Raw genomic sequence first — 15180 nt, 5'->3', positions numbered from 1 at the left:
TACGATTCCAGTTTTCAGAGAATAAAGGAATCTATATATTTTCCATATATACAGATGCCTTCCCCTGCTACAGGGAAGGCACATGCAGTTTCTACCCTAAATTAGATTGTTGAACATCCTTAGACATTGATTTCAGCAGTAAGACCGAGTTCTTCCTTATTAGCTTCAAGAATCGGATTTACTACTTCATTTAAAAATCTCTCTACCTGATGAGCGCTGCATCCGGTGTATTTCTTAGGATCCATGCACTCCTTGATCTTCTCCTCAGTCATGTGGAAAGCAGGATCCTTAACGATCATTGAAAGCAAATCGTTATCAAGTCCATCCTTCTTTACATGGTCACCTGCGATCATTGAAAGCTCTCTTATCTTCTCATGGAGTTCCTGCCTGTTTCCGCCAAGCTTAACTGCATCCATCATGATGTTCTCTGTTGCCATGAAAGGAAGCTCAGACATAAGTCTCTTTTCAATAACCTTGGGGTAAACCACAAGACCATCTGTTACGTTCATGCAAAGATCAAGAATACCATCTATTGCAAGGAATCCCTCAGGAATTGAAAGTCTCTTGTTAGCAGAATCATCAAGTGTTCTCTCAAACCACTGTGAAATCTCAGTGATTGCAGGATTCAAAGTATCTACGATCACATATCTTGAAAGTGAGCAGATTCTCTCACTTCTCATAGGATTTCTCTTGTATGCCATTGCAGATGAACCGATCTGCTTAGCTTCATGAGGCTCTTCAACCTCCTTAAGATGCTGAAGAAGTCTTATATCCTGCGCCATCTTGGTTGCAGAAGAAGCGATACCTGCAAGAACATTAACTACCTTCATGTCAATCTTACGGCTATAGGTCTGTCCTGATACTGCCATACATCCCTTAAATCCCATCTTATCTGCAAGCATGGGATCAAGCTTATCAACCTTTGTAAGATCTCCGTCAAAAAGCTCAAGGAAAGAAGCCTGTGTACCTGTGGTTCCCTTTGATCCAAGAAGCTTCATATTATCAAGAACATAATCAAGGTCCTCAAGATCGATAGTAAAATCCTGAAGCCAGAGTGATGCTCTCTTACCTACTGTAGTAGGCTGAGCAGGCTGAAAATGAGTAAATCCAAGAGTAGGAAGATCCTTGTATTCATCAGCAAACTTAGCAAGGCTTGCAATAACATTAAGAAGCTTTTTGCGAACCAGCTTAAGTGCCTCTGTCATAACAATAATATCTGTATTATCTCCCACATAGCAGCTTGTTGCACCAAGATGTATGATTCCTGCAGCCTTGGGGCACTGCTGACCATAAGCATATACATGGCTCATTACATCATGACGTACTTCCTTTTCACGTGCCTTTGCAACATCGTAGTTTATGTCGTCCTGATGTGACTTAAGCTCATCTATCTGCTCCTGAGTAATATTAAGGCCAAGTTCCTTCTCTATCTCAGCCAGGGCAATCCAAAGTTTTCTCCAGGTGCGGAACTTCATATCCTGTGAAAAAATGTACTGCATCTCCTTGCTGGCATAGCGCTCAGAAAGCGGGCTTGAATATCTGTCTGTACTCATTTTTAATCCTCCTAAATTTTATAACTTAATAGTTATTGCTCAAATTCTCCCCTAATATCTTCTTCGGGAGGAGCAACGGGATAATCACCTGTAAAGCATCCCTTACAAATATCAAATTTATGTCCTACAATCTCATCAAGTCTCTCTTCTCTTAAGTAACCGAGAGAATCAGCTCCTATGATCTTGCAGATCTCATCAACATTTCTATTATAAGCTATAAGCTGTTCTCTTGCAGGAACATCCGTGCCAAAATAGCATGGCCACAGGAATGGCGGGGAGCTGACACGCATATGAACCTCTGTAGCACCTGCCTCCCTGAGCATTCTTACAATCCTGTCAGAAGTGGTTCCCCTGACGATAGAGTCATCTATCATGATAACACGTTTGCCCTTAACTGCGTTACTAAGAGCATTCAGTTTTACCTGTACACTGCTCTCGCGACTCTTCTGACCGGGCTTAATAAATGTTCTGCCTATATACTGATTTTTCACAAACGCCTGTCCGTAAGGGATTCCTGATTCCATTGAATATCCAAGTGCTGCTACATTTCCTGATTCCGGAACTCCCACTACAACATCTGCCTCAACCGGAGAATCAATAGCAAGGAAACGTCCGGCCTTTATTCTGGATTCGTATACGCTGACGCCATCCAGAACAGAGTCAGGTCTTGCAAAATAGATATATTCAAAGATGCAGTGTCCATGCTTTACACTCTGGCACATCTGCCTGTTGGATTCTATTCCCTTCTGAGGGGAAATAGTGACAATCTCACCGGGCTCCACATCTCTTATGAATTCTGCGCCTATAGTATCGAGAGCGCAGGTCTCTGATGCAAGAACATAACAGTTATCTCTCTTACCTATAACAAGCGGTCTGAATCCGTTGGGATCTCTTGCTCCGATAAGTTTTCTGGGAGACATGATAACAAGGGAATACGCACCCTTTATCTTATTCATCGCATTAGCCACGGCAAGCTCAACGCTTGGAGTATTTAATCTCTCTCTTGCAATGTGGTATGCAATGACCTCTGAATCTATCGTAGTCTGAAAAATTGCACCGGTATATGCAAGTTCTTCTCTAAGCTCAGGAGCATTTACAAGATTACCGTTATGAGCCATTGCAAGTGTCCCTTTAACGTAATTAAGGACAAGGGGCTGAGCGTTTTCTCTGGTGCTGCTGCCTGCTGTAGAATAGCGAACATGCCCAACACCTATATCACCATGCATTCCCGAAAGAATCTCATGATTAAACGCTTCATTAACCAGTCCCATGTCCTTATGACTCGTTACTTTTCCTTTTGGTCCGTTAGTATCACTGACAGCAATACCGCAGCTCTCCTGGCCTCTGTGCTGTAGTGACAATAGTCCGTAATAAATAGACTGTGCAACATCGCCGCCATCGAAATCGTACATTCCGAAAACGCCGCACTCCTCACCTATCTTATCGTTTTCCTTATAAAATATTTCCGCCATAATTCTTCCTGTGAATCTCTTTTAATAATTGCCTTCTTTTACCGGTAATAATATGACACTCACTCTGATAAAAGAATGGTAAATATAATGTTGTTACACACTAATTTAACCAACAAAGTACATACTACAATAACTGATTTTCATTGGCAAGAAAAAAATTGCCGGCAATGCATATCTATGCACACTGCCGACAATTTCATCATGCTCCGGGATATCTCTGTTCAAACCGATCAACCATATCCAGAATTTCCTGCCTGTAAACCGGATATTGTTTTACCAGCTCCTCTATTTCATTCTTCGCATTTCCTGCAACCACATCTCTGTTATAATCCATCTGCTTTCTAAGCTGCTGACGCTGCTCGATAAGCTCGTGGCGTATTTCTACCTCTTCTCCGTGGTTCACAAGGGCTATTGCTTGATGTATCCAGACTTCAGGGTCCTTTATCCTATACTTTCTCAAAGTGAACACCAAAGCCCTCTGATTGATATCCAGCTGCTTTGTAGCTGCAGCATATCTTTCTCTTTCGGTCTTTTCCAGAAGATATTTCTCGTGAAGTGCTAATAGTTCCCTGGAATTGTTCACGTTATATTTCATGCACTCGTAATCTATCAGATTTTTACTGTTGATATAACGGATCTTTACCGTATTCTCAAGCTGAATAAGTCTGGCGGTTGTATTTAACACCACCTTTTTCTCTCTTCGCAGCTCATGAATTTTCTGATTAAGATAAAGAAAGGCAAGTGCCGCAACACATATTGCAACCATATATCCATAAATCACATTGAGCTTTAAGGCAAGCGATAAAATCGCAAGTCCCACGGTTATAACACCAAGTGAAACAGCCACTACCATCATAAGCTTTTGCATGTTATCGGATGTGGCTTCTATATCTGCCTTCCTGAAATCATAGGCCTGTCGCTCCTCGTCCAGGCGCTTTAAGTCATTCTTTACCTTTCTGTGATATTCCTCGGCTTCCTTAAGTGCCTCGGCTCCCTTTTTAATCTGTTTCTGCAGGCGGTCAGCTCTTTCAAATTCCTGATCCGTCATCCTGCTCTTTCTCTTATTAAATGTTTTTTGCTGAGCTTCACTGTCCAGAATTCTCTGAGCACACTGATTGACCTCTGCCCTGTTTTCAGGCGGCAGAGCATCTATTTCCTCCATGTCCCTTAAATGAGAAGTGACAACACGATACTCAAGCTGCAGGTTATCCATGTCCCTGCTCGCCTCAGCCATCTGCTGTAAACAGTTGGAAACATACTCATGTCTCTGAACCGGATCGTCCATGTCTATATTTTTTCTGGTATAGACAATGTCATTCCAGTTCTCCAGCTCATTCTGCTGATGACGTTCTTGATGATATGTACTTTTCTTCTTAAAAAGATCAAAGAACCCCATTATTCAACCAATCCCCGATACTCTTCCTTCATATCCGCTGTAATGCGTTCCACCTCATCGTAATACTCGCTCATCTTAGCCCCGGAGCGATATAATTCAAGACTACGCAGCTTTATGTTTGCACTGCTGGCATCATAAAGATCATTGGCCTCATCCATTCTCTGTTCAAGCTTTAGCGATAAATTGTGTGCTTCCTTGTGAGAGCCCACAAAAGAAACGTATTCCTTTTCATCCATAAGCATACGCTTTGCAGCAAGAAATCCCAGATATGACTCATCATCTCCGCCATCCTCGTATGCCTTCAGGAAAAACTCCGCCGCCCTTTCGTACATGAACAGATGAGCATACATAACTCCCTGATTATGTTCTATCTTGGCACGGGCTTTTTTATCCATCTCAGGCATATGCATCTGCAAATAGCCAAACTCTGCAAATGCCTGATGAAGATGCCCCTGTCTCATCAGATATTCTGCTCTGGACATTCTTTTTTCATAGATGTCCATGTCAGCGTTATTCTTTAATATCTCCTCAACAGAGCTTATCTCCTCCTTGGATGAATAGCCGACATATTCAAGTATAAGTCCTGCAAAAGCTGCAGCAGAACAATTATGGACAAGCATGCTTCTTAGCTCATCTGAAAGCTTTTGAAGCAAAAGCTCATCACCTATCCAGTCCACAAGATTCATATCAAAGAAATCTGTATCTATAAGAAATGCATTTTGCATTATGCAATAGCAAAGCTCTTCTATTGAATAAATCCTGCGGCCTATTTTTTCAAGATAATATGGTTTTAATGCGTACCTTCCGGTACAAAGTATAGGTCCACTCATACCGAAATCTCCTCGTCATAATACATATCTGAAGCTTCAAAAAGCTCCCCAAAGCCCATGTCTTCAATATGTACATTTACTTTATTTGCAGAGCTCATGGATATCTTCATCCTTATTCTGGTTGCTCTGGGCGGCCGCTGGGGAAGATCCGTAAGCTCAATGGTGTGAGTATATCTGTCTCCTGCAGTAAGCGGTGTTATAACTATATTCACACTGTTTTCATCATCAAGGATCATATCCAGCTGTGTCCCTACATCAAACCAGTTTTCGCCTGCATCAAGAAGGGCGTGATAAACTTCCTGCCCCTGTTTTTTTACCATGATTCCGAGATTGGACTTAAGCTTTCCGCCATCAAGAAGTACATATTTTTCAGACCTCTCGCTGGCTCCTACCTTTTCTCTGGCAGCAATACTTGCTCCCTTACTAAACAGATTGTTTCCCTGGAATACTCTTCTGGTTCTGCATAAAAACTCCAGTGACTTGGACATCCACTGATCCCTGAAGCCGTCACCAAGAAGGAATACAGAGCTGACTATCCTGCCATCCATAGTATTCTTGGCAAATTCAAGGAATCTGGTATCAAGTCTTGTAACCTGCTCTGCACGCTCACTTGTATTATCTGAAAGTCTCCCCTCAGAGAGAGCCATTCCGTCGTATACACTCTTATCTATGGTTACTACTATAGGTTTGGTTCTGTGATTTAGCTTCATATCATATACAGTCATCTCTCCGAAGCTGTAATCACAGGCAATCACTGCATGGGTGAGAAGTTCATCAGGCTGGTAGAGCATATAATGATAAAGACTGTCTTCATAACTCTGATAAAATATATTCTTTACATGAAGAGACAACGCTCCCGTAACCTCTGACAAAACCTCTATCATTCTTGAATCCATGGTCTTTGTTGTAAATGCGATGGCATCTACCATATCCATGGACATTTCCATCGATAACAGTGAAAGAGTTCTTTTTACAAACAGTGTTAAAAGTGAAACCGGATCATAGCCAGTCCCGTCGACATCAACACGCTTACCAAGTCTTGCCTTTTCAATAAGACCGTCAACCTTTACTCCTTCACCTGCTCCTACCTTAGATAATGCTTCTTTACCGTAAAACCACTGGTTAACTTCATTCCTCTTGCAAAGAACAGTAGGAATATTATAAGCCTCTGCACCTGCCAGTGTAGACAGTGTCTCCGGAAGATCCGAATCAGATGCAAGAAAGCTGATCTGCGAGACTTCCTCCCCCAGATCATATCCAAGCACATATCTTCTTGAATTTTTTGTTTTATTGAAAAATGACATAATCAAAGCATCCTAAAGAGTTTATTTGTAAGGAACCTTTTCCTGTAATACTCGGCAAGAAGTCTGTCCACTGTGTCATAATCCTGAAGAGTTTTTCCGATCATAATATCATTAATGATCGAATATCTTCCTGCAACAGTCTCCTGTACAATATCGTTCTTGGAAATGGTTCCGCTTTCAGTGAGTTTTCCTCCCCGACCGTTGTAGTTTTCCTCAGTTATGTAATACTGAATCTGCTCTCCGAAAAACAGGATAAACGAAGCATCATAGATTCCCTGATACATCTCCTGCATAGGCATTGTCTTATATTCCTCATATTCATCTTCACTGGAAATGTAATGAACAATGCAATTTGTTCCGGGTTCCGTGCGATACTCAATTATCGACTTGTCACAGAATCTCTGCATCTGCGGCAATTCATTCTGGTAGTGCATGAAGAATGAAAAATATATATCCTTATCAAGAAGGCTCTTTAAAAATGAACGGACAGTAGCCTGGTCAGGCTTTAGGTTTTCGTGATTTGCTTCTGTAAAAAATCTTAAATAAGCCATTTTGCAAACATCAAGAAGCGTACTTCCTTCTTTTGCAAGTATGCCTATTCTCTCAAATATATAACTGTCGGTCACCATATTCTCTACAAAATAATCATGAGATGATTTTGCGAGAAATGCCTTCTCAAGTTTGTCTCCTCCGCCACTTTTTGTTACATAACCTTTAAACAGCGCCGTCTTATCACCGATATGAGCACCTGTATACAATATCTGTACAAGCATCCTCTTAGACAGTTCAAAAGCATCTATTCCGGTGGAGTCAGCTGTTTTCCATAAATCCCTCATCTGCTTTATGGTTCCGTTATAGCAGCCTGCAAGGAAGGTTATCAGCTGATCATCATACTTAGACTGTGAAAATGCATACCAGGCGATCTTGGAATTATCCTCATTGCTTTCAAGAGCATCATTATCAAGAAGCCTTCCGCACAATCTCATAACAACTCTGGGATCAAGCTTGTAGGTCCCGAATCTGCTTACAAGATTATATGCTTTGGTGTAGTTCCCGGACATAACCATAAGTTCAAACATATTGGTCCTGTCTGTGGTGCCGAGCTTATCCATCTCCACTTCATCCATGTACTCTGAAAGCTGGCGCTCAAAATTATTATCATAATAAAAACGGATTAGACTTTCCCTGATCCTTCTTCTACAGATTTCTCTTACCTGAGGATTATCTGCAAGATCTCTATATCTTCCCACATTTTCCATGGTGATGGTATAGGCACTCTTTTCAAGCTCACAAAGGAACAGGTCTATACTCTCAGGTCCCTTTTGAATATAAGGAACAACGTAAGAAGCAAGCTGTCCGACCAGCATAAGCTTTGCATTAATGAAGGGTATACCCTCAGCAAATCTATGGTCATCAACATCCGCAAGAAATACAGAGTAATCGCTTCCATAAAGAGGCACAAACGCCGAGCCGTTTACCAAAGGATACTCGACTTCTTCCTGGAGCTTATCATATACAACTATTACTTTGGTCATGCGAAGATTATCAGTCTTTATCTCATTACTGTAGAGAATGCGCATAACCTTATCGCAGTTGCTGGCATCAACCATCTGACTTGTAAGAAGATTCTTGTATAAATATCCAAGGTCTTTGTTAATGCGGCCTCTGTCCAGCTGCTCAAGAAGATATTTTTCTATCTGCAGTCTGTAGGAGTCGTACAGGTCGGGATATTCATCCCTATGCTCATGAAGATATCTGTAAAGAATCGCATTTTTCTCATAATCAAGATCACTCTGATAAGAGAAAAACATCAGCACCATCTTGGATATTTCACAGGGAAGCATTCCATCCTCATCAAGATAGATTGAAGCCATGTAATATTCATAAAGCCTTGTAATATGAAGCTCGTTTTCAACTCCCATAGCATACCAATGGAAGGCAGCTTTGTCAGTTCTGTTACCCTTTATAAGAAGTGAGCAAACAGCCTCAAGTGACTCATTGTCCTCTCTTAGCTTGTAGCACTCCATCAGGATTTTACAGAGTTTCTCGTTATAAGTCCTCTCCCTTGAACCAAGATATACCACCTGATCAATAAGAGGCGACTGCAATATACCTTTTTTGGCTCCATATTGTAATGTCTGAAGCTCAAATTCTCCCATTCTTGAAAGCATGGTAGGAGAATCTGTAAGTATATTCAGACTTTCTATAAAAAGAATAGGGCTTCTGCATCCATCTTTAAACTGCTGCTCCAAAAGCATCCATCTGCTTGACAGGCTTGATGAATACTCCTCTGAAATATACAAAAGGAGCCATGCAATACGCCAATTATCTGAATTTCTAGAAAAGATTCCTTCCATCATTCGGGAAACTTCATTTATAGAATACTCATCTCTTGTCACAAGGGTGGTCAGATACAGGTAATAACAGTAAAGGGTATCATTATCAGGATACTCTTCTTCAAGCACTGTCTTCATCTGATCAAGGATCCATTTTCCCTCAGTAACCCTTGAGGCAGTTATGAGATACTGTGCGGTATATAGTCTGAATGCCGGATCCTTAGGGTCTATGGCATTCATTTTGTTAACAAGTTTCCCACTCTCTGAAAGCCAGTCTCTTGAGCCGATTTTCTTGCTTCTAAAGCTCTCATAAGTCTTCACAAGCTCAACAATCAGCTTCTTTTTATCCATCTCAACTGTTGAAAGATGCTCTATACCCAGGTTCACCCTAACTGTAACCGGAATTTTCACCTGAGTATATGGTGTCTGAAAAGTTATGGAACCAAAGTTATTCCCGTCATGGAGATGCTCAGTATTTATTCTGAATTTATAGAAACAGTTATTCCCTATAAAATCATTATCTGTTATGTCCTTGGAATCAGCATCCAGAAACTCTCCGTCAAAAACAACTTCAAGTCTCGTATACCCCCAGCCGTTTCTCGCTATCATAACCGTATGCTCAGAAACTGCTGCAGGATTATCAATAACTATCTCCGTGCGATCGGGAATATATGATATAGGTTGCTTCTTCTTAATGGAGATTAAGAATTCCTCCATGTTGGCTTCAGACATAGGTACAGCAGATAAGCCTCTGTAAAGGCTTTCATAACTGTCGCCACTCTCCTCAAAAACATCTATGAACTCATCAGAATAAAAGAGTTTTTTTGCTTCATCCCAATCAGTCTTGGCCAGATTCACAAAGTGGAACATATTGCGTATAGGTCCAAGGCTGGACATAACGTGACTTATCTCCACACTAACTACAAAGGGAAGCTGGTATTCTCCCTGATTTGATATTACATAAAACTCGCCCTTAATGGCATCACCTGCACTAAGACCTGTACCATCAAATCTGTAGCCCACTTCAAATTCATAGCCGGAAAAATTAGCTGTGATAACCTGCATACGAAGCTCAGAAGTCGATACTACCCCCTGTACTGCCTTGTCCTTAGGACCATAGATAATAAAGCTTCCCTCTGCTATCTCTCCGGGCTTAATACTAAGCTCAAGGCGAGGCAGAGAAAAACTTAAAGTCCTTTCATTATTTTCAAATTGTCCATTTAATATGCTGTCAATAATACTATTCACGTAAAAGATTCCCCAAAGAGTACATATTCCAAAATATTATATCATAAAACAAAGCCGCTCGAACACGAGTGGCTTCATAAATATTTTACATTTTTTATTCCTGCCTGAGAGCTTCGATAGGATCCATCTTAGCTGCTTTTCTTGCAGGATAAATGCCAAAGAACAGTCCATCAGCAATAGATATGGTAACAACCATAAGCACATCCATAGGACTGATGACCGGCGGAAATGACATAAACAGCTGAACTATTCTGGTAAAGAGATATCCCATAAGTATTCCGATCATACCACCGATAAGTGTTATGACTGCCGACTCAGTCAAAAACTGAATCAGAATATAGGATGTCTTTGCTCCAAGAGATTTGCGTATTCCAATCTCCCTTGTTCTCTCAGTAACGGTAACAGTCATTATATTCATAACACCAATACCGCCAACGAGGAGGGAAATTGCTGCAATAAGGGCAACTACCAGTGTGACAATATTAAGAATATTGTTGTAGGCTCCTGCTATACTTGCGAAGGACTGGATCTGTACTGCGCCCTCACCTCTGACATCAATTAAATTCTCGGTAACGCTCTTTACCTTCAGTGCTGTTTCATCAGCAATTCCAGGTGATGTATATATTTTAAAGCTTGTTATCTTTTCACCGCTAAGTCCAAATCTGCCAGTCAATAATGTGTAAGGGACCTGGATTGTACACCAATTGTATGCCTGTTCTTTCTTCCTGACTGCCTCTCTGGCATTTTTGATGTCTTCTTCATCACTCCTTGTTACTCCCACTATCGAACATTCAGAACTTTTATTACCTATGTTAAGTTGAAAAGACTTATCAACTACTTCATCTGTATTAAAAAGCAAAATAGCATCTTCCTGGGAAATGACGCATACTGCAGCTCCCGACTCAACATCATCCTGTCTGAAGAATCTTCCGTCAAACATACCTTTTGTATTTTCCCTTGCAATATCCGGCAATCCCCCTGTGATACCCACTTCCAGCTGTTGCTTGTCAGTAACAGCTTCACCGTTCGCACTTATGGAATTTGTTATTCCAAGCATCTCAGGAACTACATCTCTTATCTTCTCAAGATCATCGATATTCAGATATCTGTCGGTTTTCTTAGGATCAAGATTTATGGTAACACCCCCGGATGACATTTCATCCAGTGAGGTATTTACATAGCTTTTCATACCGTTACCGATTGAAAGAATGGTTATAACCGATGCAATACCAATGATTATACCCAACATTGTAAGGAAGGTACGTCCTTTATTCTGTTTTATACTTGATATAGCACTTTTTAAATATTCCATTAAACTAATTCCTTGAAAGAGCATCTATAGGTTTTAACTTTGCAGCTTTTCTTGCAGGATAAATTCCAAAAAAGAGTCCGATCATAATTGAGAAAACTGCTGCGCCTGCCACAATAAAAGGATCTATTACAGGAGTTAATTTCAAAAAGACGCATCCAACATAGGCAACTCCGATACCAAGTGTTATCCCTACAATTCCACCCATCAGTGAAATGATTGCAGACTCTGCAAGAAACTGCACCATTATAGCCTTAGTTCTGGCACCTATAGATTTTCTTATACCTATTTCTCTGGTTCTCTCAGTCACAGATACCAGCATGATATTCATGACTCCGATTCCGCCTACCAGCAGGGATATGGCGGCTACAAGGGACATGAAAGAAGTGATGGCACTCATTATGGAATCAACTGAAGATGATACATCTGCCATACTTACGTAATATACTGCATCCTGCCCTCTTAGTCCCAATCTGTTCTCAAGGAACTTGGTGGTACTTTTTACTATGCTTTCAGACTGGTCTGAATTCCAATATATCTCCATATTGCTAAACTCAGAAATATCCACCCCAAAAGACTTGGCATAGGTGGTAAGCGGCATATCTATCATGCAAAAATATCCCTCTAACTCCATCATCTGAGTTATCATTTCTGACCAGTTTTCTCTGATTCCTATAACCTCAAGTTCAACTGAAGACCCACCAACAGTAAGCTCCAGAGTTTTGCCGATAGCATCCTTCGTGCCAAAAAGATGTACTGCATCATTCTCCATCAGTACACATACCCTGGCACCCTGATTAACCTGATCATCCGAGAAATAACTACCTGTCTTAAGTTTAGTACCGGCAGAGTATTTATAAGATGCGCCGGCACCATTTATAAGTGCATCGAAAGCGCCCTTTCGTCCACTGGCAATTCCGAACTGTGTATCAGAAAAGGATGCTCCCAGAAGTCCGGGAAAGTTTTCCTTAACAGCACTTATATCTTCATCTGTAAAGCCTCTCTCTGCTATTGATCTGTCCAGATATATACCTGCAACATTACCGCCTATAGAACTGACTTCATTGGCTACGTAGGCTGACATTCCGTTTCCTATTGTAATTACAGCTATAACAGAGGCTATACCGATTATGATTCCCAGCATGGTAAGACCTGTACGCATCTTATTGCTGCGAATATTTTTAATTGCACTTTCTATGTATTCTAAAAATGTATCCATAGAACCTTCCGTTATTCTGCGCTGTTATTTTCTACTACACGGGTTCCGGCTGTAAGAGTTGTGGGATCAGTTGTAACAATAATGTCGCCCTCATTAAGACCCTCTGTGATTTCAGCTTCAGTTGTGGTTGAAAGACCGAGAGTAACTCCTTTTCTTACAAGCTCACCGTTCTCGATTTCAAAAACAAAGTCACCTTCTGAATCAGTTCCAATGTATTCGTAAGGAACTACTATAACGCCTGTGGCTTTATCCGTATGAATCTTATTGCCCGCCTCGACACCAAGAATAATGTCGCTGTCAGGATTGTTTATCTTTATCTTTGCATCTACAACAGGAACGCCACTGGCATTGTTCCTGGCAGTACCTGATATCTGTTTTACTTCACCTTCATAGGCTTTACCATTAACAGTAATATCAACCTTCTGACCTGTCTTAATCTTGCTGAGATCTGACTTCGATATCTGTATATCAACTCTTACATCATCAGTACTCTCGATAGTCATAACTTTTGTTCCGGGAGCAACTGTAGCACCTTCTGTTGCTGTAAGCTCTGTGATAACACCGGAAAAATCAGCCTTGATTCCACCAACAGCTTCCTCTATATCAGCAATAGCAGATGTACTTTCAAGCTCTGTAAGCTCTCTTTGTGCAGCAAGTGAACTCTTCTCACCTGATGTAAGCGCTGACATCTCTGCTGATGCCTGCTCGCTGAGATCAGCCTTCTCCTCATTCAATGCCGTTATCTGTTTGTTCCATTCACGAATCTCGGGATCATTCTGAAGCGCATACTGAACATCTGAAATTGCATCTGCAATCTCTAGTGCCATCTGGCTTTCGCCATCTTCAGTTCTTCTCTCATTTGGAGCATCATTTTTAAGTGCAGCATCATAGCCGTCTGATACCCTGTTCTGATCAACGTCCTGACTTACCTTCTGAAGATCTGTCAGTGTCTGATTCATTCTTGCGGTTTTCTCAGTAATCTTGTTATTGATATCATCTATCTGATGTGTGATTTCATCAAGTCGGTTATTGATATCATGGATGCTGTTTCCCTCAAGGACATCAGTTGCTTTTTTATTTTTCTCAAGGCTTCCGTTGTAGCTTCCGTTTGCCTGCTGAAGACTGAGCTCTGCTTTTTTCTTTGATTTCTCAAGTTCAGCTTCATCGTAGGAATAAATAACATCGCCCTTGTTTACCCTGTCACCTTCTGAAAGGCCGTTTATTCCGATGGGAGCACTAAGCTTTGCAAAATATGTCTTGCTCTCATCTGATGCAACGTTACCACTAATTGATACGATAACCTCTATATCACCTTTTGTTACATTCTGAGTAGTAACAGGTGTTGGTGCATTACTTGTTTTTATATTCGAATAAACTATAAAAGCAATTAAGGCAACTACTAGCGCCAGCACGATGAATTTAATATAGCCTTTCTTCTTTTTAGGTTTATAGGTTAAATCAGATGAAAAATCAGTAGTGGTATCAGCAACTTCATTTGCTTTTTCTGCAGCAACCTCATTTGTTTTTTCCGCAACCGCTACATCTGACTTTTCAATTACGTTCTCCCCGGCATCTCCACTTTTTTCTCTTTTTTTCCAAGATAACAGATACATACTTACTCCTCACTATCATTATTGGTACTAATTTAGTTACAAAGTGAAATTCTCATTTATTTCGTCTTTGGCAATTTTGCCATCACTTATTGTTATGATACGCTTTGCCTGTTTTGCAATTCCGGGGTCGTGTGTAATCAGAATTACGGTTCGGCCCTCAGCATAAAGCCTCTTTATTATGGAAATGATTTCCTTACTGGATCCGCTGTCCAGATTACCTGTAGGCTCATCTGCAAGCAAAATAGGCGGTGCCTGGGCTATAGCTCTTGCTATCGCCACTCTCTGCTGCTGACCTCCTGAAAGCTCAGATGGCTTGTGAGTCATTCTCTTACCAAGTCCTACATGTTCAAGAGCCGCAATAGACAGCTCACGCCTTTTTCTCTTGTTTACACCTCTGTACATCAGCGGAAGCTCAACATTTTCAAGCGCCGTAAGAGACTGTATCAGATTAAAGCCCTGAAAAATAAAGCCTATCTCTCTGTTTCGTACATCTGACTGCTCATCATCACTCATATGGGAAACATCTATACCATGCAGATAATACTTCCCACTGGTAGGTGTATCCAAGCATCCAAGCATATTCATAAGTGTGGATTTACCAGAACCTGACTGCCCGATAATGGCTACGAATTCCCCTTTGTCAATGTTAAGGCTCACATGATCGAGAGCCCTGACTTCATTCTCGCCGGGATTATAAACCTTACATATATCCCTTATTTCAACTAGTGCCGGCATTACATCTCCTCTTAGATTCAGTACGCCACTACATAAATAACCGAATCAGGTTTGTGCATTTATCTGACAGCACGGTTAAAATAATAGCGTAGTCTGTTTGTAAATATAAAAGATACCTGTATACAATTTACTTTTGCATCCAAGACATCATCTTACTTAGTATAT

The 15180-nt window shown here is 40.9% G+C and carries 10 protein-coding genes; all 10 read right to left on the bottom strand.

Features of this window, described 5'->3' with window-relative positions; genetic code table 11:
• Positions 1-119: 119 nt before the first annotated feature.
• The 10 genes from purB to T501_RS04525 all read right to left on the bottom strand — a co-directional run bounded on the left by purB (position 120) and on the right by T501_RS04525 (position 15015).
• Entirely contained in the window at positions 120-1553 is a 1434-nt protein-coding gene (gene purB, locus T501_RS04570) for an adenylosuccinate lyase (protein ID WP_026509662.1), read from the bottom strand.
• A 32-nt stretch (positions 1554-1585) separates the two neighbouring features.
• The gene (gene purF / locus T501_RS04565; RefSeq protein ID WP_026509661.1) at positions 1586-3025 is read right to left on the bottom strand and encodes an amidophosphoribosyltransferase; all 1440 of its coding nucleotides are present in this window, start codon (positions 3023-3025) and stop codon (positions 1586-1588) included.
• A 199-nt stretch (positions 3026-3224) separates the two neighbouring features.
• Positions 3225-4421: an AAA family ATPase gene (locus T501_RS04560; protein ID WP_044913579.1), complete on the bottom strand. Its 1197-nt coding sequence runs from the start codon at positions 4419-4421 to the stop codon at positions 3225-3227.
• Positions 4421-5251 carry a hypothetical protein gene (locus T501_RS04555; protein WP_026509659.1) on the bottom strand — a complete coding sequence of 277 codons (831 nt, stop codon included), beginning with the start codon at positions 5249-5251 and terminating at the stop codon, positions 4421-4423. The genes T501_RS04560 and T501_RS04555 overlap by 1 nt, the downstream gene beginning before the upstream one ends.
• Entirely contained in the window at positions 5248-6555 is a 1308-nt protein-coding gene (locus T501_RS04550) for a DUF5716 family protein (protein ID WP_026509658.1), read from the bottom strand. Before T501_RS04550 ends, T501_RS04555 begins: the two co-directional genes overlap by 4 nt.
• Before the next feature lie 2 nt (positions 6556-6557).
• Positions 6558-10139 (bottom strand): DUF5717 family protein, encoded by a 3582-nt coding sequence (locus T501_RS04545; RefSeq protein ID WP_044913578.1) that lies wholly within the window; start codon positions 10137-10139, stop codon positions 6558-6560.
• 94 nt (positions 10140-10233) lie between these two features.
• On the bottom strand, positions 10234-11451 hold the full coding sequence (locus tag T501_RS04540; RefSeq protein WP_050008136.1) for an ABC transporter permease: 1218 nt from the start codon (positions 11449-11451) through the stop codon (positions 10234-10236).
• A gap of 4 nt (positions 11452-11455) precedes the next feature.
• The gene (locus T501_RS04535) at positions 11456-12667 is read right to left on the bottom strand and encodes an ABC transporter permease (RefSeq protein ID WP_044913576.1); all 1212 of its coding nucleotides are present in this window, start codon (positions 12665-12667) and stop codon (positions 11456-11458) included.
• 11 nt (positions 12668-12678) lie between these two features.
• Entirely contained in the window at positions 12679-14280 is a 1602-nt protein-coding gene (locus T501_RS04530) for an efflux RND transporter periplasmic adaptor subunit (RefSeq protein ID WP_044913575.1), read from the bottom strand.
• Between the two features lie 36 nt (positions 14281-14316).
• Positions 14317-15015, bottom strand: coding sequence for an ABC transporter ATP-binding protein (locus T501_RS04525; RefSeq protein WP_026509653.1), 699 nt, complete (start codon positions 15013-15015; stop codon positions 14317-14319).
• Between the last annotated feature and the right edge of the window lie 165 nt (positions 15016-15180).

This window comes from Butyrivibrio sp. WCE2006, assembly GCF_000701985.1.
Lineage (GTDB): Bacteria > Bacillota > Clostridia > Lachnospirales > Lachnospiraceae > Butyrivibrio.
This window is presented reverse-complemented; position numbering and strand designations above follow the sequence as displayed.

What these genes read in the sequence shown, in the direction of transcription:
- T501_RS04540 (WP_050008136.1), bottom strand. Translation starts at nt 11,451, where the DNA reads ATGGAATATTTAAAAAGTGCTATATCAAGTATAAAACAGAATAAAGGA.
- T501_RS04525 (WP_026509653.1), bottom strand. Translation starts at nt 15,015, where the DNA reads ATGCCGGCACTAGTTGAAATAAGGGATATATGTAAGGTTTATAATCCC.
- T501_RS04560 (WP_044913579.1), bottom strand. Translation starts at nt 4,421, where the DNA reads ATGGGGTTCTTTGATCTTTTTAAGAAGAAAAGTACATATCATCAAGAA.
- T501_RS04550 (WP_026509658.1), bottom strand. Translation starts at nt 6,555, where the DNA reads ATGTCATTTTTCAATAAAACAAAAAATTCAAGAAGATATGTGCTTGGA.
- T501_RS04535 (WP_044913576.1), bottom strand. Translation starts at nt 12,667, where the DNA reads ATGGATACATTTTTAGAATACATAGAAAGTGCAATTAAAAATATTCGC.
- T501_RS04530 (WP_044913575.1), bottom strand. Translation starts at nt 14,280, where the DNA reads ATGTATCTGTTATCTTGGAAAAAAAGAGAAAAAAGTGGAGATGCCGGG.
- purB (WP_026509662.1), bottom strand. Translation starts at nt 1,553, where the DNA reads ATGAGTACAGACAGATATTCAAGCCCGCTTTCTGAGCGCTATGCCAGC.
- T501_RS04555 (WP_026509659.1), bottom strand. Translation starts at nt 5,251, where the DNA reads ATGAGTGGACCTATACTTTGTACCGGAAGGTACGCATTAAAACCATAT.
- purF (WP_026509661.1), bottom strand. Translation starts at nt 3,025, where the DNA reads ATGGCGGAAATATTTTATAAGGAAAACGATAAGATAGGTGAGGAGTGC.